Origin of the sequence: Paraburkholderia flava, assembly GCF_004359985.1 — a bacterium.
Classification (GTDB): Bacteria; Pseudomonadota; Gammaproteobacteria; order Burkholderiales; family Burkholderiaceae; genus Paraburkholderia; species Paraburkholderia flava.
The window spans coordinates 981,156-999,259 of record NZ_SMRO01000003.1 but is presented as its reverse complement, the minus strand read 5'-3'; the positions used below and the strand labels follow the sequence as shown (position 1 = coordinate 999,259).

At 58.5% G+C, this 18,104-nt stretch carries 16 protein-coding genes and 1 pseudogene; 5 read left to right on the top strand and 12 right to left on the bottom strand.

Annotated features, from left to right (window positions below; translation table 11 throughout):
- Positions 1 to 28: 28 nt before the first annotated feature.
- Positions 29 to 1,027, bottom strand: a complete 999-nt coding sequence (locus E1748_RS26960; protein ID WP_133650307.1) for an acetamidase/formamidase family protein — start codon at positions 1,025 to 1,027, stop codon at positions 29 to 31.
- Positions 1,028 to 1,212: 185 nt separating this feature from the next.
- Here E1748_RS26960 and E1748_RS26955 point away from each other — a divergent pair, with 185 nt between their 5' ends.
- Complete coding sequence (locus tag E1748_RS26955) at positions 1,213 to 2,499, top strand: MFS transporter (RefSeq protein WP_240766803.1); 1,287 nt, start codon at positions 1,213 to 1,215, stop codon at positions 2,497 to 2,499.
- Here the strand turns inward: E1748_RS26955 and E1748_RS26950 are convergent.
- Positions 2,468 to 3,430 (bottom strand): LysR family transcriptional regulator, encoded by a 963-nt coding sequence (locus E1748_RS26950; RefSeq protein WP_133650305.1) that lies wholly within the window; start codon positions 3,428 to 3,430, stop codon positions 2,468 to 2,470. The genes E1748_RS26955 and E1748_RS26950 overlap by 32 nt on opposite strands.
- Positions 3,431 to 3,477: 47 nt before the next feature.
- Here E1748_RS26950 and E1748_RS26945 point away from each other — a divergent pair, with 47 nt between their 5' ends.
- Entirely contained in the window at positions 3,478 to 4,323 is an 846-nt protein-coding gene (locus E1748_RS26945) for an isocitrate lyase/PEP mutase family protein (protein WP_133650304.1), read from the top strand.
- Positions 4,324 to 4,443: 120 nt separating this feature from the next.
- Here E1748_RS26945 and E1748_RS26940 read toward each other — a convergent pair whose 3' ends face one another.
- Both E1748_RS26940 and E1748_RS26935 read right to left on the bottom strand, forming a co-directional pair.
- A complete protein-coding gene (locus tag E1748_RS26940; RefSeq protein WP_166653635.1) occupies positions 4,444 to 5,148 on the bottom strand; it encodes a DUF1028 domain-containing protein in 705 nt (234 codons plus the stop codon).
- Between the two features lie 47 nt (positions 5,149 to 5,195).
- Positions 5,196 to 6,503 carry an MFS transporter gene (locus tag E1748_RS26935; protein WP_133650302.1) on the bottom strand — a complete coding sequence of 436 codons (1,308 nt, stop codon included), beginning with the start codon at positions 6,501 to 6,503 and terminating at the stop codon, positions 5,196 to 5,198.
- Between the two features lie 101 nt (positions 6,504 to 6,604).
- On the opposite strand from E1748_RS26935, the gene E1748_RS26930 reads away from it, so the two are divergent.
- The gene (locus E1748_RS26930; protein ID WP_133650301.1) at positions 6,605 to 7,492 is read left to right on the top strand and encodes a LysR family transcriptional regulator; all 888 of its coding nucleotides are present in this window, start codon (positions 6,605 to 6,607) and stop codon (positions 7,490 to 7,492) included.
- 16 nt (positions 7,493 to 7,508) lie between these two features.
- Here E1748_RS26930 and E1748_RS26925 read toward each other — a convergent pair whose 3' ends face one another.
- A complete protein-coding gene (locus tag E1748_RS26925; RefSeq protein ID WP_420819357.1) occupies positions 7,509 to 8,660 on the bottom strand; it encodes a porin in 1,152 nt (383 codons plus the stop codon).
- Between the two features lie 306 nt (positions 8,661 to 8,966).
- On the opposite strand from E1748_RS26925, the gene E1748_RS26920 reads away from it, so the two are divergent.
- A complete protein-coding gene (locus E1748_RS26920; RefSeq protein WP_133650300.1) occupies positions 8,967 to 9,155 on the top strand; it encodes a hypothetical protein in 189 nt (62 codons plus the stop codon).
- Between the two features lie 211 nt (positions 9,156 to 9,366).
- Positions 9,367 to 10,025: pseudogene (locus tag E1748_RS26915) on the top strand (SDR family NAD(P)-dependent oxidoreductase).
- A 177-nt stretch (positions 10,026 to 10,202) separates the two neighbouring features.
- Here the strand turns inward: E1748_RS26915 and E1748_RS26910 are convergent.
- The 7 genes from E1748_RS26910 to proX (E1748_RS26880) all read right to left on the bottom strand — a co-directional run bounded on the left by E1748_RS26910 (position 10,203) and on the right by proX (E1748_RS26880) (position 17,943).
- Positions 10,203 to 10,616 carry a hypothetical protein gene (locus tag E1748_RS26910; RefSeq protein ID WP_133650299.1) on the bottom strand — a complete coding sequence of 138 codons (414 nt, stop codon included), beginning with the start codon at positions 10,614 to 10,616 and terminating at the stop codon, positions 10,203 to 10,205.
- Between the two features lie 422 nt (positions 10,617 to 11,038).
- The gene (locus E1748_RS26905) at positions 11,039 to 12,196 is read right to left on the bottom strand and encodes a dienelactone hydrolase family protein (protein ID WP_133650298.1); all 1,158 of its coding nucleotides are present in this window, start codon (positions 12,194 to 12,196) and stop codon (positions 11,039 to 11,041) included.
- Between the two features lie 76 nt (positions 12,197 to 12,272).
- Positions 12,273 to 13,433 carry a DUF4919 domain-containing protein gene (locus E1748_RS26900; protein WP_166653634.1) on the bottom strand — a complete coding sequence of 387 codons (1,161 nt, stop codon included), beginning with the start codon at positions 13,431 to 13,433 and terminating at the stop codon, positions 12,273 to 12,275.
- A gap of 411 nt (positions 13,434 to 13,844) precedes the next feature.
- The gene (locus tag E1748_RS31855) at positions 13,845 to 14,966 is read right to left on the bottom strand and encodes a single stranded DNA-binding domain-containing protein (RefSeq protein WP_240766801.1); all 1,122 of its coding nucleotides are present in this window, start codon (positions 14,964 to 14,966) and stop codon (positions 13,845 to 13,847) included.
- 212 nt (positions 14,967 to 15,178) lie between these two features.
- Positions 15,179 to 16,219, bottom strand: coding sequence for a glycine betaine/L-proline ABC transporter substrate-binding protein ProX (proX, locus tag E1748_RS26890; protein ID WP_133650538.1), 1,041 nt, complete (start codon positions 16,217 to 16,219; stop codon positions 15,179 to 15,181).
- A gap of 198 nt (positions 16,220 to 16,417) precedes the next feature.
- Positions 16,418 to 16,909 (bottom strand): Lrp/AsnC family transcriptional regulator, encoded by a 492-nt coding sequence (locus tag E1748_RS26885; protein WP_133650537.1) that lies wholly within the window; start codon positions 16,907 to 16,909, stop codon positions 16,418 to 16,420.
- A 32-nt stretch (positions 16,910 to 16,941) separates the two neighbouring features.
- A complete protein-coding gene (proX, locus tag E1748_RS26880) occupies positions 16,942 to 17,943 on the bottom strand; it encodes a glycine betaine/L-proline ABC transporter substrate-binding protein ProX (protein WP_240766839.1) in 1,002 nt (333 codons plus the stop codon).
- Between the last annotated feature and the right edge of the window lie 161 nt (positions 17,944 to 18,104).

Sequence of the window (18,104 nt, the reverse complement as noted above, 5' to 3'; positions counted from 1 at the left end):
GCATGCTCAGATGTGATGAGTGGAAGGCCTACAGGTCCGACTCAGCCAGGTAGTACTTTTCGACAGCTGCGCCGACGGAATACTTGGGATCGACAACGTTACCTAAGCGAACTTTTCCGCATTGACTGAGCATCATGTAGGCGTCCCAGCGGTTGAACCCATAATCGGCTTCGAGCCAGAGCACCAACTCTTTGTAAGCGATACGGGTCGCATCTTCGAGCGGACGCGCGCTGCCTATTGACATCAGCAAAGTCTCTGTCTCAAGGCGAGGCCACGCGATTGGCCAGCGTTTAATCAAATCGACTCGAATCGTGGTGCGACTCGCATACTCAACGGCCACACCGCAGACTTCACCGTCACCCTGGCACGCATGCGCGTCGCCGATGAAAAGCCGCGCGCCCGGTGACCTCACGGGTAGATAAGTGATGCTGCCCGGCCCCATATCGGGAACATCCATGTTGCCGCCATGGTTGTCGGGCGTGAGCGAATTGATCGAGTCGATCTCGGGAGACAGACTGAGCGTGCCGATGTGCGGCCGGTACGGAAACCGAACCCGCTTGCTCCAGTAGACGCCCTCTTCATCAAGATCAATTTTTCGTGTGATCTCGGGCAGCGATTCGTTAAGCAGCGCAGTGACGTCGGTGCCGGTCAATGCGCCGAAGCCTGGGATCAGGCAACACGTGCCGCGAGGATTCTCTCCACGCGGTTGCATTGATTCGATATACACCGCCACCACGTCGCCCTTCTCTGCGCCGTCGATGATAATCGGGCCGTTCTGCGGGTTCAGGAACGGCATGCGCAAATGTTGAGTCGGCATATCTTGCTCGGTGAGCAACTTGCCGTCGAAGGCGTCACGCGTGTCGACCACAATTCGGTCGCCTGGCTGCACGTGAAGAACCGGTGTCGAGTAGGGGCCGATCGTATAATGGAATGTGCCTTGACGCGATTCAGGCAATTCATGTGTGCGACCGAGGTCTTTGCCCGCGACACCCCTCGTGACCATGATGGATTCCTCAAGCCAGCTCATGTTATCTCCCTTCCATGATTTAGATTCCGCCTGTCGCTCCGGAATAGCGCGCATTTTCATGTGTCAATTTTTGGCTTGTGAGGTTTGCCTAAAACAGCAAATCTCCCGACGCGAAATTGCTCTTGCCACAAGCATTTCATCGTTCGAGGATGAGCAGATAATTGAATGGGAGGTATGGAATGGATATGGCGGGGTTCGGAGAGGCGCCAACAGCGCTTGATAAGCTGTACCAGAAAGTAAACTGGCGTGTGCTTCCGTTTCTGTTGATCTGCTACACGTTTGCGAGTCTGGACAAGATCAACGTTGGCTTTGCGAAGCTTCAGATGCAGTCCGATCTTGGCTTTTCCGATGCGGTCTACGGTCTCGGGGCCGGCATCTTCTTCATCGGATACGTCCTATTCGAAGTACCCAGCAATTTGCTGCTTGAACGCATCGGCGCACGCACGACAGTGGCCCGAGTAATGATCCTGTGGGGAATCGTGTCTACCGGCATGATGTTCACGCACAGTCCGACCAGCTTTTACCTGTTGCGATTCCTCCTCGGCGTATTCGAAGCCGGTTTTGCGCCAGCAATGATCTATTACCTGACGTACTGGTATGGTCCGAAGCGCCTTGCCCAGACAACGGCGATCGTGATGGTGGCGGCGCCACTGGCGGGCATTCTGGGCGGTCCGACGTCAGCCTATGTTCTTGCCCATTTCACGGGCTTCGGCGGACTTTCCGGCTGGCAGTGGATGTTCGTCGTCGAGGGTTTCCCTTGTGTGATACTCGGATTGCTTGCTCTGCGCGTGTTGACCAATCACCCCAACGATGCAGGCTGGCTGACGGCCGAAGAAAAGCAGCTGCTTGTGCAAACCGTCGAAGCGCGGCCGCGCCGCGAGCATTCGTTCGTTAGCGTTGTGCGTGACGCGCGTACCTATTTAGCCGCCGCGGCTTACTTTTGCATTATCAGCAGCATCTATACCGTTAGCTTCTGGTTGCCGAGCATTATTCGAGCGAATGGCATCCACGATTCCATGAAGATCGGTATTTATTCGTCGCTGCCCTATATCGCAGGCGCATTTGGAATGTTCATTTTCGGGCGTCTCTCCGACCGCGCGCAGGAGCGTCGCTGGCATAGCGCTGTGCCAGCGATTCTAAGCGCGATTGCATTCGCGGCGGCTGTCCGCATCACCGGCGACTTTGGCTGGTCAATTGCTTTGATTTCGCTTGCGACGGGTTTGATCTGGGGTGCCTACATCGTGTTCTGGGCAACGCCGAGTGCGCATCTTACCGGCAGCGCGGCAGCGGGCGGAATCGCATTAATCAACACCATCGGTTCGCTTGGCGGGTTTGTCAGTCCGACCGTGATTGGCTGGTTTGCGACGACAACCGGCTCGATGATCACCGGCCTCTACCTGATGGCCATTGTCATGTTGCTCGCAGGCCTGTTTCTCGCGGTCAATCCTTTCGCAGCGCGACCCGATGCCTAGTGCTGCGAGTCGGGGCAAGCACCTTCGTGAAAAGCTTCATCGTCTGAGGAATCGACGTGAGCATGTATTCCGCGGCGACACCAAGAGGACGGCCTCTCTTCACGATCAGTGCGGCGCGCGGATTGAGCAACAGCGGATGGTCAATCGGCAACGCCACGAGAGTATGGTCTCCTTTCCTTCGCATCTGTTCAAAGCCACTTATCAACGCCGCGCCGCTGCTACCCAGCACGAACTCGCGGATCATCGCAATCGAGTTGCTGATCAAGGCGGGGCGCAGTTCGACTTTCTCGTCGTGCGCAACCGTATGAAGCAGTTGTCCAAGTCCGTTCTCCACCGGCATCAACGCAAGCTTGCAAGTAAACAGCTCGGCGATCGACACGCTGGTCTTGCGACGCGCGAGCGGATGATCGGCACGAATCAGCAGCTCCGCCGGCTGGCAAACGCTGTACACGACTTCGATGTCGGGTCGAGGCTCGGGATTAAATGCAATTCCAATATGAGCTCGTCCGTCGGCCACCGAATCGACAATGTGGCCAACCGGCATCACGTCGACGCGGATCTCGACGCCCGGATACTGCGCATTGAATTTTCTTATTACGTGTTCAGAGAGATCGGGGACGTAGCCCTCACTCACAGCGAGATGGACCGCGCCGACCTGCAAACCTCGCAACGCGGACAAGCGATCCTCGAACTGCTCGTAGCGCGCATGCAGATCATTCCAGAAGTCGCTCAGATGGCGCGCGCTTTCCGTCGGCCTCAGTCCGCGCGAGTGACGCTCGAACAAGACGGTCTGAAGTTCATCTTCGAGCAATTGGATTTGCCGCGTGACGACCGAGGGCGACGTGTTGAGCGACTCGGAAGCGGCGGAAATCGATCCACGCTGATACACCTCGAAGAAGTAGCGAAAGCGTCGCAAATTCAGATCTTTCATTCGTAGGCACCTCTCCTCGCTATTGTTTTCCCTCAGAGATATTTTGCATGTTTGCTCGTTCTTCTCTTCGCACCGCCTTAAATGCTCAAATGCCATCGATCGCAATTGGTGTCCACGATCCGCTATCAGCGCGCCTTGCCACCTGGCACGGATTCGACTGCCTGCACATCGGAAGCTTTGGCCTCGCCTCGCGTCTAGTCGTGCCCGATGTCGGCCTGCTCGACCTGACTGAAATTCTGGCGTCTGTCACCGACATCGCGGCCTGCGTCGACGTGCCGCTTATCGTGGATGCGGAAGACGGATTTCACGAGCCCGCGGGCATTGCGCGTGCAGTGGCGAGGCTGGAACGCGCTGGCGCGGCCGCTATTCACATCGAAGATCACGTCAGCGGCAAACACTCATCGGGCCCACGTCGCGTAGCACCGCTGCCACATATGCTCGCACGCATCCGCGCTGCGCTCGATGCACGAGTCGACTCCGAACTTGTCATCATCGCTCGTACCGACATCGGATGGGCGACTCAAGATGCCGAACAGGCATTGGAGCGCATGCGAGCCTTTGCCGACGCGGGTGCCGATGCAGTCATGCCGACTGGCCTGAGTCTCGATATGCTCCGCAAAATTCGCAGGCAGATTTCCGTTCCCGTCATTGCAATCAGCGAAGGCGAAGAGTTGAGTGTCACCGCTGAGGATAAGGTGGTCGACCTGTGGATTCATCATGACATATGCATACGGGCAGCCGCGAATGGTGTGAGCAGCGCCCTCGCGAATCTTGCTAACCGCGTCCACGCTGCAAGGTCCAATTCCCACCATCCATCACTGGAAACCTTGGTGCCTTATGGGGAGTTCAGCCAGCGACACAACCGATATAACGCCGACGGGTGCAAAAGCTGATTGCTAAATATCGAAACAAGTTAACCAAGCTTAGGGCGATTGCGAGAAACTATCGTTGAAAAAAACCGCGGTTCCTAGGAATCGCGGTCTTTTCAAAGGGCAGTTCTGCTGGATGCCGAATCAACAGACTATGCCGTTTTGCGTCTCAAACACTTCCTGGCCGGGTGCATCTGGCGGGGAGATCCCGCGGCTGCGATAGTAACCGGCATATTGGCTACATATCGAGTGCAGACGACGCAGTTCGTCGACGGCTCGCGGATGTAAATCCACGCGAAGATTGATTGCGTCAAGGTTATCGGAAGCGGTTACGATCAAGCCGCTCGAACGCTCCGCAAGCGCGCGCGTGCCATTTCCTTGGCCACCCGCATCGCGCCCTGCCTCAAGCGCACGCAATAGGCGTTCTTCGAAGGGTTGAGCAACGGAACTCTCGAACGCGTCGGCCATGGTGTGCACGACACGGTCGTCGGTCAACACGTTGCCCATTGCGACGTAACCCTTCCCGATCTGATGGCCCGCCGAGCCTCGCGTATTGGGGCCGGTATGGCAATCTACGGTTCCATCCAAAGAGATAACGCCAATCTGACGATAGGATGCGAAGTCATCGTCGCGTACTAGCGCATCGACTACGTACTTTGCGGAGTGTCCAAGTTTCAGGAGGTTGAGCGCGAGGTCATTGTTTGTCGTGCGGACGAATGCCTGACTCATGGTCACCCCAGCGCGTCGATGCAGTCCGTCGCACCACTGTCCAACCGCGACCGAGTAGGTTGCGATCGACATTCCGAAACGGCCAGTGTCGGGGCATCTGGCAAGAATGCTGTAAGTCATAACTTTCCTGTTCCATTTCAAAGATACTGCGGCAAATCCACTTACATTTATTCGCTTTGCGGCGAGCGGCTTGTGTCCGGTAGCCAAAACAGGACAATGCTCGTGAACAACAGGCATATCACCACGTACCACGCCGCCGGCATAATGTTCGCGCTGATGCCGACGAAGTAAGTCGATACGAACTGAGCAATGACGCCGGCAAGTGCAACGCCAACGCTGTAGATAATCGCCATGCCGGTTGCTCGAGCGTTGGCAGGAAAGAGTTCGGTCATCCAGCCGATTGCCGTTGCGCCACCAAAGGCGGCTAGCGCGGCGAGCACGCCTTCGACCACGAGCAATCGAGTGACGCTCGGATCGGCTTTGAGCCAGACAAACAACGGCAGGACCGCGACGATGACAAGCAAACGCGAGATCGCGATCACTGGCTTTCGGCCTACGCGGTCGGAAACAAAACCTCCAATCGGACTGACTATGAATCCAACCAGGCCGGTAACAACGCCAGCCATCAAGCTATCTGCTTGCGACATGCCAAGCGACTTGATTGCGATGATCGGAAGTGAGAACAGAATGATGAAATTGGCCGAGGTGCCCCCGAAGGTAAGCAAAGTGCCAAGGGTAAGTTCCTTCGTATGGGACACGAGAATGTGAAGCAAAGAATGCTGTGTCTTCTCGTCTGCTTTTAGATGCAGCGTCTCATTAAGCCGCACGCGGATATAGATACCGACTGGAGCGATCACCGTCCCCATCAGGAACACGGTCCGCCATCCCCAGGATGCAAGCGCCTGCGGATCAAGATAACGTGACAGAAGGGAACTCACAATCGCGCCCAGCGCGATGCCAAGGCTTTGGCTCGCAAACTGGAAACTTCCGAAGTAGCCGCGTCGTCGGTGCCCCGCATACTCGACGAGTAAAGCCGTGGATGCGCCCACTTCGCCACCGGCCGAGATTCCCTGCAAAATTCGCGACAGCAAGATAAGGATCGGCGCCCAGATTCCGATGGTGGCATAGGTTGGTGCCAGTCCGATAATCGCCGAACTAAGCGCCATCATGCCTACGGTCAGTGTGAGAGCGGCTTTGCGACCGATCTTGTCGGCATAGACGCCGATTAGCACGCCACCAAGTGGGCGAAAGAAATAACCAATGGCGAAAGTTCCAGTAGACATCACCAACTGGAACAACGGGCTTAGTGTCGGGAAATACAACCTGCCGAGCAACACCGCAAAGAAGTTGTAGGCCGTGAAATCGAAGAACTCGAGGGCATTGCCGATAGTCGTAGCGACGATGACCTCGGCGCCCGAGATGGCTCGCGAAGATGCGTTACTCTTCCCGCTGGAAACGTCTATGATCTTGTTCATATACGAAGTGTGGTGGAGGTTTAAAGCAAGTTTGTTGGTACAAAAAGCTCGGTACAATCAGGAAATTGCTAACTGAATTATGGGTTTTCCAAAGGTACGCCATGCGCTTCGACGTCTCAGACCTACGTATTTTTAAAGCGGTCGTCGATTTGGCGACCATGACTAAGGCCGCCTCGCGAGTTCATCTGACGGTAGCGTCGGTGAGTGAACGCATCAAGCAAATGGAAGACCAGGTTGGCGTCCCCTTGCTATCCCGGTCGCGCTCGGGGATAGTTGCCACGGAAGCTGGACGCGTTTTGATGCATCACGCCGTAAAAGTGCTCAGACAGGTCGATTTCATGAACGAAGATCTGGCTAGCTTCACCCGCCGCTTGCGTACCAACGTGCGCCTCTATACCACTACGTATGCGGTTTCCGAAATCCTGCCGGATGCTGCGCCGGCGTTCTTCGCCAGCAATCCGAATTCGGACCTCGTCATCGAAGAACAGCATAGCGAAGACATCGCTTTCGCGGTCTCAAGCGGCGCTGCGGAGATCGGCATTATTGGCGAGTTCGTCGAAACCGGCTCACTAGAGATCATTCCGCTTCTGGAAGACTCGCTCGTTGCATTCACGGGTAATAACTTCGCCACGGAGGTTCAAAGCCGTTGCGCGTTTGCTGATCTGCTCCCATACGATTTTCTAGGATTGGGGCCTGGCAGTCGTCTTCAGGAACAACTTGAATCGCACGCTCGCGAAGCAGGGGCGCCGATGCGGTATCGCGCTCGAACTCGCAATCTCGATGCGATTTGCCGACTGGTTTCCAACAACGTTGGCATTGCCGTTGTCCCGCGCCGGGTCGCGGCGCGGGACAACGGCAACGGATGCCGGATTATCGAACTGACTGACGAGTGGAAGGCCTACAACACCAGTGCAGTTGTGCAAAGCCGGTCCGACCTTCCCAGCACTGCTGCGTCGCTGCTCGAGTGTCTGATTGACGCGGCCAGCTGAAGCGCAACTGGCGCGATTAAAACTTCATGCGCAAGCCTGCTAACGCTGCGACCTGCGACGCTGTGGACGAAGGCGAAAGCAGCGTGATGTTCGCCACTGCCGTCTGACCGGTTGAATCCGTACCGCTAGCGTGCTGATAGATGCCGGTGACGTACACGTCAGTGCGTTTCGACAAGAAATAATCGAGACCGACGGCTGCCTGTTGATAGCGGACGTGATGAATGCCGTAGCCATCGGTGAAATCGTAGGCAGCGCCTGCGAGCAACGCCGTCGTGATCTGATATTTGTAGTTCGCTTCGATGTTATGGAAGCGGGCATCGCCGTGAGCGCTAACCCGGGTGCCTACGCTGTCTGCCCCAACGTTCTGAAACGCAGTATTGCTATATGTCAGGCCGAACGTCGACGCACCCAAGACGTAAGCAACGCCTGCGGCGAAAATCTGTTGGCGGTTCGCGGACGCATAGCCGCCAAGAACTCTTGAAGTAATATTGCTGGCAGTCGTGCTCGATGAGGCGTTGTTGCCGAACCAGGAGAAGTTCGGATCGGACACGTTGACATATGCCGCGCCTGCTGACAGCGGCCCCGACGACCAGCGGGCGCCGACCGACCAGATCTGATTGCGGTGAATATTGCCCGCGACGCCGCCGAGACTGTACATACCGCCGAGCGTAAATCCCGCAATCGTGCTGCTCGTGTATTTAATCGAATTGTTGGTGCGGTTCGAGTTATTCATGTTGTCGAGATCTCCCGGATGCGCGGCGAAGGACGTGGCCCATTGGGTGCCCGATTCAAATGCACCCGTGAAGTCGACGACCGAGTCGTACTGTCGTCCCAACGTCAGCGAACCCGCGCGCACATGCGATATGCCGACGTAAGCCTGTCTGCCGAATTCGTCATTGCCCTGACCGAATTTTCCGTTTGCGAGACTGAATCCGTTTTCGAGTACGAATACCGCCGACAGACCGTCGCCAAGATTCTCCGTGCCGCGCAGTCCCCAGCGGCTCCCCATGATGTTGCCGCTATTCATCTGCAGTTGCGAATGGCCTCCCGCATTATTCGCGTAAACCAGTCCATCGTCGGCTACGCCGTATAGCGTGACGCTGTTTTGCGCGTGTGCTGTGGCGCACAGCATGACGGTCAGAGCGCCGTACAAGGATTGTTTTTTTATCATTGTCTAAACGAATCGGGCGACGTTGCCGTGCGCCATCGGGGTTAAAGGTCGGATGTCGCTGGAAGCTCCATAAGAAAAATCTTGCGACCGCCTGAAGTTTTCTCTTCCAATTTTTTGGACTCAATCTGGAATTTCATGCACTCAGCTTCGGAAATTCCTGAAGCTGAGTGCATTCAGGATTTTCCTAAGCTGACCGCGCCGCGATCCTGATGGCGTTTTTTTGATAGTGAAAGATTAAAAGCGACGTGGACACCAGCTAATTCAATCCTCAAACTTCCCATCCAGGAGACTTCCAAGAAAACGATGCCCGCCGTCTCCGCACTGCAAAAGATGATGGAACTGCAAAAAGTCGATGCCATTGTCTACACCGGTCCAGAGAAATTCACTTATCTTTCCGGTGCCTTTGTGACGACGATCAAGACGATCCGCGCGCGTCAGGCACATATGATCCTCACTCGCGACGGCCGCGCGCGTCGTCGTTTGTTCGATTGAAGAGAATCTCGTGCGGGAAGAGAGGTGGTGTCCAGACGTGCGTAGTTACACTGAGTTCATTGAAGACCCGATCGAAGTGCTGGGCGAACGACACGCCGCTCGTCGATCCGCACGCGTTCCGTCTCGACCGTTTTAGCGATGGGACAAAAATCGTCATCGACGCCGGCTTCTAAGGCCACGCGTCCACGGAGAAGCTCATGCAAAGGTAGCGATGATCTCAGGCGCCGGTCGCGGCATTGGGCTTACGATCGCCGTGGAGTTGTCGCCGCGCGGCTACCTGCTGTCCCTCGGCATGCGGGAGCCCTCCGCACTCGGTAGCCGCTTCGATGCATTCGTGTTCGCGTACGAAGCACGCGACACGAACGCGGGCCGCAACTGGGTCGATGCGACCATCGAGCGCTTCGGTCGCATCGACGTGCTGGTGAGCAATGCGGGGATCTGCACGCACGTCGGCCTGGAGGACGGCACCGACGAACGGCTCGAAGAGATGCTCGACATCAATGTGAAGGCACCGTTCCGGCTCGCTCAGGCAGCGCTGCCGCATCTTCGTCGTGCGGGCAACGCGCGATCGCGTCGCTGTCAGGCAAGCGTGTGAAGAACCTCAACGCGGGCTATCAGATGTCGAAGTTTGCGGTGGTCGCACTCTCGCATGCCGTGCGACGCACGGGTTGGGACGAGGGCCTGCGAGCGACGGCGATATGCCCCGGATTCGTCAACACGGACCTGGCGGCCGGCATCGCGGATATCGCATCGGAGGCGATGACGCAACCCGACGATATCGCACGCCTGATTGCCAATACGATCGAGATGCCGAATTCCGCGAGCGTCGCCGAGATTCTCGTCAATTGCCGGTACGAGGATCTGCTCTAGCGGTAGGGGGGGATCTGCCGCAGAAGTCCTGACAAGACGGAATCTTCAGATCAAGAGTGAGCGCTCAACGGCCGCACTTGCGAAACGTTGAGCAGGCGCACGCATCGAGTGCGCGACAGCCGCCGATATCGGCATCATTTAAATACCCCGTGCAAACCGATACCGGCCTCAATCACGTCACTTGACAGTAACGCCCGTCAGATGCGCAATCCCGTCCGCGGTCTGCACGCCCACGTTCCTCGCGACAACACCCAGCCCGCTCACCACTGTCACGGCTGTGTCGGCGACTTCGAACTCGGTGCCCGCGACACTGACGGTCCCCTTGATGTGATCGCTGCCTGACAACACGCCCAGCAATATCCGTGCGGTTGTCGACCGCGTCTTGAATTCGCTGACGTGAAGCGTAACGGGTGCGCCCGACGGGGTAACCGGAATGCCGACCTTCCCCATCTCGGTATGGTACGCACCGAGAAGATCCGATTTGGCCTCAGCCGAAATATCGAACGATCCCGTATCGATCTGCAGTTCGCCCACACCGCCAGCAAGCGCAGCGCTAACGTCGTGCCCGCGATCGGCGGGGAGAGGAGTCATGGTCGGAGATCCCGCGCAAGCGGCAAGGAGGAAAATACTGGCTGCTGAAAGCGTAATTAAGCGCATTTTGTTTTTCCAGATTTTTTTGTTGAGGAAACCGTGGTCCGCAGTCCAGCCGAAGTTTAGACGCGTCAACAAAATGTGTCATCTGAAAACGAGGGATATGCATGTGATGCTGGACGATCAGATAACGAATCAGTTGCTGGTTCTGAGAGTCACTTAAGCGGTTGATCCGATCTCTTTGTTTTAGCGTCTTATTTTTTCTAAAGCATTTCAGCGACGTTCCGCACGAATATCGAGCGCGGATGAAAATTCATAATGCATAAAGTCGCAACGATGGATTTTCGACCGGCGGATGCGAATGCTGCAAGCACAGCGACCACGCTCGATAGCCTGGTTTCGGTTAAGCCCTTAAGCCCTTTTCATTTCCCCGCCTGACCATCGCTCGCTGCAACCGCCGCCTCACCCACCCCTACAAGCCGATCATCAACCGCATACAACTGACACCCCACCCCGCCCTTCTCCTCGCAAGTCTTCGCTGCCTTCGCCTGAGCGTCCTTCCCCGTCGCGAACCCGTAATGACCGTTCGGCGCAATCGCGATCGCGCGACCCGCGCGCGGATCCGCGCGAAGGAACTGTTCCATGCCAGTGCCGATTGCCGTATTCAGATCGCGATACGGAACGATATCGAGATTATCGAGCGCCACGGTATTGCCCTGATGCCAGTCGAGATAGCGTGTGCTCCAGTTCAACCCCAGCGACCCGAAAAACCTGCCGACTGGCTGCAGCCAGATCGACTCGCCGTTGTAGCGGTGAAACACCATATGCGAATCGCCGCTGCTGAATACTCCCTCGTCAACATACTGCGTGTTCGGGTTGCCCTCGCGATACGCTTCGAAGAACTGCTTCGACAGTTCGCCGTTGCCCCAATACGAATCGTTGTCGCCGTACAGGAAAAGCGCAGGCACTTTCGAGTGACTGCCGAAACTACGATAGTCACGAACCAGCGCGTCCTGCCATCCCGGGCAGCGATCCTCGCGCGACCCTCCTGCAAAGTTGACGATGCCCAGCACGCCCGGAAGATTCAGCTCGCCGAGCGCCACGGTCGTGATGCCGCCTTGCGATTGGCCGATCACGACGATATGCGTGCCGTCGACGTACGGAAGCTTGCGTGCGTAGTCGATCGCGGCCTGCACGCTGATCGCCCAGTTTCTCGCGGCGTCGCCGACATTGCAGTTCGTTTTCAGATACGAACCACCGGACGAGCCGAATCCCTCGCGTGTCGGCACGATCACGACGTAGCCGCGTCGCACGAATTCGAGCGCCTGAAAATAGTACGATTCGTCCTTCTGCAGCGCCGCGTTGCCGGGCGCCTTGCCATGGTTGATGACGACGAGCGGAAACGGTCCATCGCCGGGTGGCGCGTAAATTCGTGTCGTGAGCTTGACCGTGAACAGCCCATCCTTCAGCGGCACCTGGACGATCTCGTCGCGCATGCCGTCTGCACGGGCGAAGCTGGCGAACAGCGAAAGCGCCGCGGATATCGTGACGACCCCTAGCGCGCGACAAATAACTTTCATGACGGTTGTCTTTCGAGGTAGTGCGAAGCGCGAGCTTCGTTGTTATCGACCGGACCAGTCACCCTCTCTCCTGGTCTCAAAAAGGACTCCCCCTCTCGAAAACCTGACTCACCTCAAAGTAAAAAGTTTGCGCCTTCCCGTTCGCGTCCGTCGTCTCGAGCGCGTCGTATCGCAAGTCGCCTTGCCGAATCAAACCTTGCTTGGTCACGCGAAGTTTCTTGTCGGCTACCCACGCATACTCCTCCTCGATCGCGACCACATGAACGGCCGAGTCAGGAGACAGCCCATCGCCACTATGAGCAATGTCCTGCGCGATACCGAACAGATAGATCCTCATGTCGGCCTGGGCTTCGACATCTCCGGCTTTGCCGAGCAACGCGCTGTAGACGGAAATAAAATTGAAGATCGGAATCTCGCGGATAGGCCGAATCTTTTCGACATCCTTCATTCTGGACAGCGCTCCATTGATGTCGCCCTGCTGCGCAAGCTGCGCCGCCTGCTTCATCGACTCCCTGCACAGCTGAATCAATTCCGGATAATTGAAACTCCGGTCCGCGAGAAACCGGGTGCGTTGCTCGTGTGCCTGCTTCAGCGCGACAAAGTATTTACCATCGGATGCGCTGACCGGTTGCGGATCGAATACACCGGGTCGCGCGCGGTTAACCGACGCGAGCACACGAGGATTGATCAGAAAATAGGCGACCGGCTTCCCCTCTATCGCAGGTGACGAATACGTGACCTTTTGCAGATTCGCGCCGTGATAACTCAAGCCTTGAACATCGGTAATCGTCGCGGACTGCAGACGTACCCACTCACCGATTTCTCCAATCGTCACGACACGCACCGGATCGTCAACGGTAGTTCCGCTCCCGGAGCGTTTCTGAAGAATCTCCGTCATCGCCGCCGCGCGTTCGCGGCAGCCTTCGGCCTCATGCGTATTACCGAGCTTCGTGTAAAACCTCGCGCATAGCATCTGGACGTCGTGGTCCGGCAACTGCTCCAGAGGCGCGTACTTTTGCAAACTCAAGAGCTTGTTGATCGCCTCTGCGTCATTGCCGGCCTGATCTAGCGCCATCGAATCGCTAACCGCAGCCTGTATGGCGTGCGAGAGCTGTTGAGGATCGACCGTCGCGTCCTGCGCGAATTTCTGCCGCTGCGCCTGAAGCTGGTCGACGATGGAAGTCGAGGTTTGTGCAGATACGCCAGCCGAGAACGCGATGCATAAAAGACCGATCAACCACCGATGGTTTCGCATAGCCACCCCGAATTTATTGATATCTCGTTAACGGCCAATGTCATTCAGCTTTGTTTTACGCCACCCAATGCGGCAAACAGCGTTGCACAAATTATCCCGCCCGGCAATAAGCGAATCGACAAATGCAAAAGAGCCCGGCAAAAGCCAGGCTCCGTTTGCTTTGTCGACAACGGTTGAACTTCAACTTCAGTAGCGATCTTCACAACGCCCCACTTTCAGGCAACCGATACCCCCCATCCGCAACCAGCGCGTGCCCCGACAGATAACCCGATTCACCGGAAACCGGAAACGCGACGATAGTCGTCATCTCGTAAGCCGGGCCCCAGCGTCTCGGTCAGTCCCGGGCACAGCGCATTCACGCTCACGCTGCGCCGGAACTGCTCTCTCGCCCCATCAAATATTATCCAGCACCCCAAACACCTTCCCCGCCGTCTGCTTCGCAGCATCCCCCAGGCTACTGTTCTCGATCGCCGTCTTCGCCTCCGACACACCGACATCCTTCACCACGGTGAGAATCGCCGACACGGGATTGATACGCCCCTTCGTGAAGATATCGATAACGCTCTTGCCCAGTCCCTTGAAGAACGCGCCGATATATTTGCCGGCCTGCTCCATGCCCCACTGCAGATTGTCCTTGTTCGTGCCGTCGGCGTTCACATGCGTATCGCTGGTGACGTCGAGGTCGTGCTTCGTCTGCTGAAGGTGGTCCCAGCCGCCGCCCGGATGTCCGCCGCCGCCGACCACGTCCTGCAGCAATCCCGCTTCGGTGCCGTGCCGCGCATCGCCGTCCTTCGTGAAGCCGTCGATCTTGCCGTTGCCCACCTGCGACGTATCGCGCGTATCGCCTTTGCTGTTCGCCGAGCTCTTGATGTACGTGAGCAGCGCGGCCGCCTTGTACGCCTGGTCCGGATTGTTCGCCATGTCGCCGCCGACGAACTTGTTCAGGTTGTCCTTCACGCCGCTCTGGTTGCCGAGGTTCTTCAGCAATGGGTTGTCGTCGATGATCTGCTGCGCGGTGCGGTTGTCGCCCGGCGGACGCTTCGTCTGATCGTTAGGCATCGTCGTTCCGAACTGCGCCATCGTCGGATCCGGCGATGCGGCGCAGGGCTTCTGACTGGCCGCAGGCGGTGCTGCGGGCGCTGCAGGCGCCTGCGGTGCGGCCAGCGGCGAAGCCATTGCACCTGACGTCGTGGGCTGAGCCGAGGGCATCATGGGAATACCGATCGTCGTCGGTAGCAGAGACGCCTGAGGTAGCTGCGGCAACTGCGCCGAGCCCGCAGGAAAACCACCCGCAGCGAAAAACTGCCCAGGCGCCCCCTGACCACCTTGCATCGGAACCTGTTGCCCCGTCGGCGCAGGTTGTCCCTGCGAGCCGCCGAGCGTCTGCATCAACAGCGCTTCAAGCTCTTTCAGAATCTCTTCGAGCGCGGGCGTGATGCCGCCGGCGGAGCCGGATGCACCGCCCTGCGTCACCACACCGGTCGAAACGGGACTGGAATACTGGGTCGAAATCATCGCACCTCCCTGCGCGGATTCATGGCATCGATTGCCGGGTTACGTGTCGCACGCCGCCGGACCGGATGTCATACCGCATCGATGGTTTCGTCGGGTGCTCCCCAGACTCGAAGATAGGAGGTGGTAATAGATCGTAACGGACATCACGCGAAGCGCCGTCGCGTGTTCCGAACTTCCCGGCCTGTGTTGATGCAGACCGGGAATATTTCGCATCACCGAGCGTTACGCCCCGCGTCGACCCATCCATCGAACTGCGAACGGTTCGCGCTGATCCACTGGTCGGCGAGCGTCGGGATCACGGCGGTCGAGCCGTTACCCTTGCTGATCGCAAGTTCCCAGGCAGACCACGTCGCCGACGGAAAACGGATCTGCTCGACCAGCGCCTTCACCGCCGGATTCGCCGCAATGAACGTCTTGTTCGCGACCGCGCTGTAGTTCCACGACGCCATCGCCATGCGGCACGGGTTCGCGCCGCCCGCGCAGCCTTCGACATTCGGCACGAGCGCAGAGCCGTGGTTCGGCACGTTCGCAGGCAGCGCGTCGACGGGCGTCGGCAGCCACAGCACGTCCTTGCCCGGCACGAGCACGTTGGTCGTCCACGACGGACTCCACGCATAGAAGAACGCAGGCTTGCCGCTCTTCACGCGCGCGACGACGTCCGCCATCAACGCCTCGTACTTGCCGGTCACGGGCCGCACCGTCTGCTTCAGACCGAACTTGTCGAGCTGATAGTTGACCACCTCGCCGCAACTCCAGCCCGGATCGCAGCTGATCAGTTGCGCCTTGCCATCGCTGCTGTCCTTACCGAACAACCCGGCGATCTTCGGATCCTTCATCTGATCGAGACGCGTGATGTTGTGCTCGAGCGCGGTCTTTTTGTCGATCAGATACCCGTTGATCCCGCCGCCGATAATCTCGCCCCCGCCGACCAGTTCCGCCTGCGCCTGCACCGTGCGAAAGTCCGGCTCGCTCTGCGGAAAATTGACGTCCGTTTCGATATCGACGTCACCCTGCGCAACGGCCTGGAAGAACAGCACGGTGCCCATCGTGCTCAGGTTCACCTGGTAGCCGAGCGCTTTCAGCGCCTTGATCGCGATCTGCACCGCGACGTAGTTCGCGCCGAGGCTGTCGGTCTGCGCGTAGTGGATCGTCTTGCCCGCGCCTGGCTGCGCCGTGCCTGCCGCGATCGCCGACGGTGCGGTCGCCGCCGTTGCCAGTGCCATGCAGGCCGCAATCGCGGCCGCTCGCATCATTGCTTTCATGAACGTCTCTTCCCTCTGTGAGATTGAAATGAAGCGGATGCGGCGCAACGATTCGCGCAGCGGCACCGCCGGTCTCCTCGTATCGAAGATGGGACACACGTTAGGGGACGCAAAATAACGCGTCTTCCGTCGAACCGAAGGAGCGCCGTCGGTAAAAGACCGCCGCTTCAACGGACAGATCAAACGTGCCTAAGCAGCACCATCGTGTGTATCGCCGGCCCATGCAGGCGGCCCATCCGGCACGCTCTTCACGACCTTCGTGACGATGTACGTGAAGTAGCGCTCGATGCCCAGCTCATCCATCAGCAGCCCGTCGATAAAGCGCTGATAGTGATCGATGTCGCGCGCGACGACCTGCATCACATAGTCGACGCCGCCGCCCGTCGCGAGACACTGCACGACCTCGGGCGCCGCCGCGACGCGCGCTTCAAAACGCCGCATCTCGTGCGCCGTGTGCCGCGCGAGCGTCACCTCGACGACGATCCGGCTGCCCTTGAACGCCTGCAACCAGTCGACGTCCGCACGATAGCCGCGAATCACGCCGTGCGCCTCGAGCCGCCGCACGCGCTCCCACGCAGGCGACACCGACAGGTTCACCTCTTCGGCCAGGCGCGACTTCGTCATCCGGCCGTCGCGCGCGAGCAGCCGCAGAATTGCGATGTCGTAGCGGTCGAAGCGCAACGCGTCGTTCCTTTCTCGATCCGGCATCGGCGTCAGTGCGCCGTGCTTGCCGTCGCGACCCATTGATCCAGTTGGGTCGGGTTAGCGGCAAGCCATTCGTTCGCGAGCTTCGAGATCAGCGCAGGCGATCCGCCGTTCTTGCTGATCGCCGATTCCCATTGCGACCACGTGGCGACCGGAAACTTCACCTGCTCGACGAGCGAGCGGACTGCCGGATTCGCCCCGATGAACTGCCGGTTCGCGACCGCCCCCCAGTTCCACGACGACATCGCCATCCGGCACGGGTTCGCGCCACCCGCGCAACCCGTCACGTTGGCAATGAGCGCAGAGCCCTTGTTCGTCACGTTCGGCGGCAGCGCATCCGCGGGTGTCGGCAGCCACACGACGTCGCGGCCAGGCATCAGATCGTTGGTCGCCCACGACGGACTCCACGCATAGAAGAACGCGGGCTTGCCGGACTTCACGCGTGCCACCGCGTCGACCATCAACGCTTCGTACTTGCCGCGCACCGCGTGCACGGTCTGCTTCAGACCGAACTTGTCGAGTTGATAGTCGACGACGTCGCCGCAACTCCAGCCCGGATCGCAGCTGATCAGTTCCGCCTTGCCGTCCTTACCGAAGAGTCCGGCGATCTTCGGGTCCTTCATCTGTTCGAGGTTCGTGATGTTGTACGCGAGCGCGGTCTTGCGGTCGATCAGATAGCCGTTCACGCCGCCGCCGACGATCATCCCGGTCCCGACGATCTCCGCCTGCTTCTCGACCGCATGAAAGCCCGGTTCGCGCTGCGGGAAGTTCACGTCGGTCGCGAGATCGGCGTCGCCCTGCGCGGCGGCCTGGAAGAACAGCGTCGTGGACATCGTGCTCAACCGCACGTCGTAGCCGAGCATCTGCAACCCCTTGGTCATGATCTGCACGGCCACGTAGTTGCCGCCGAGGCTATCGCCCTGCGCGTAGCGAATGGTCTTGCCCTTGCCGGGCATGGGCTGCGCGGCGGATGCGATGCTTGCCGATACGAGCAGCGCGCAGATGCCCATGCTCATGCGCATCGCCCAACGTCTCCCTGTTCCTGCGCTCATCGAACTCTCCAGATCTTGTGTGTGATCCGCGCGGTGCCGCCATGCGCGTCTGCGCGTCGTAAGCGATGTGCTTTTACTGCGCTTCTTTCGGGTCACGTGTGTGATCCGTGCTGCGCACG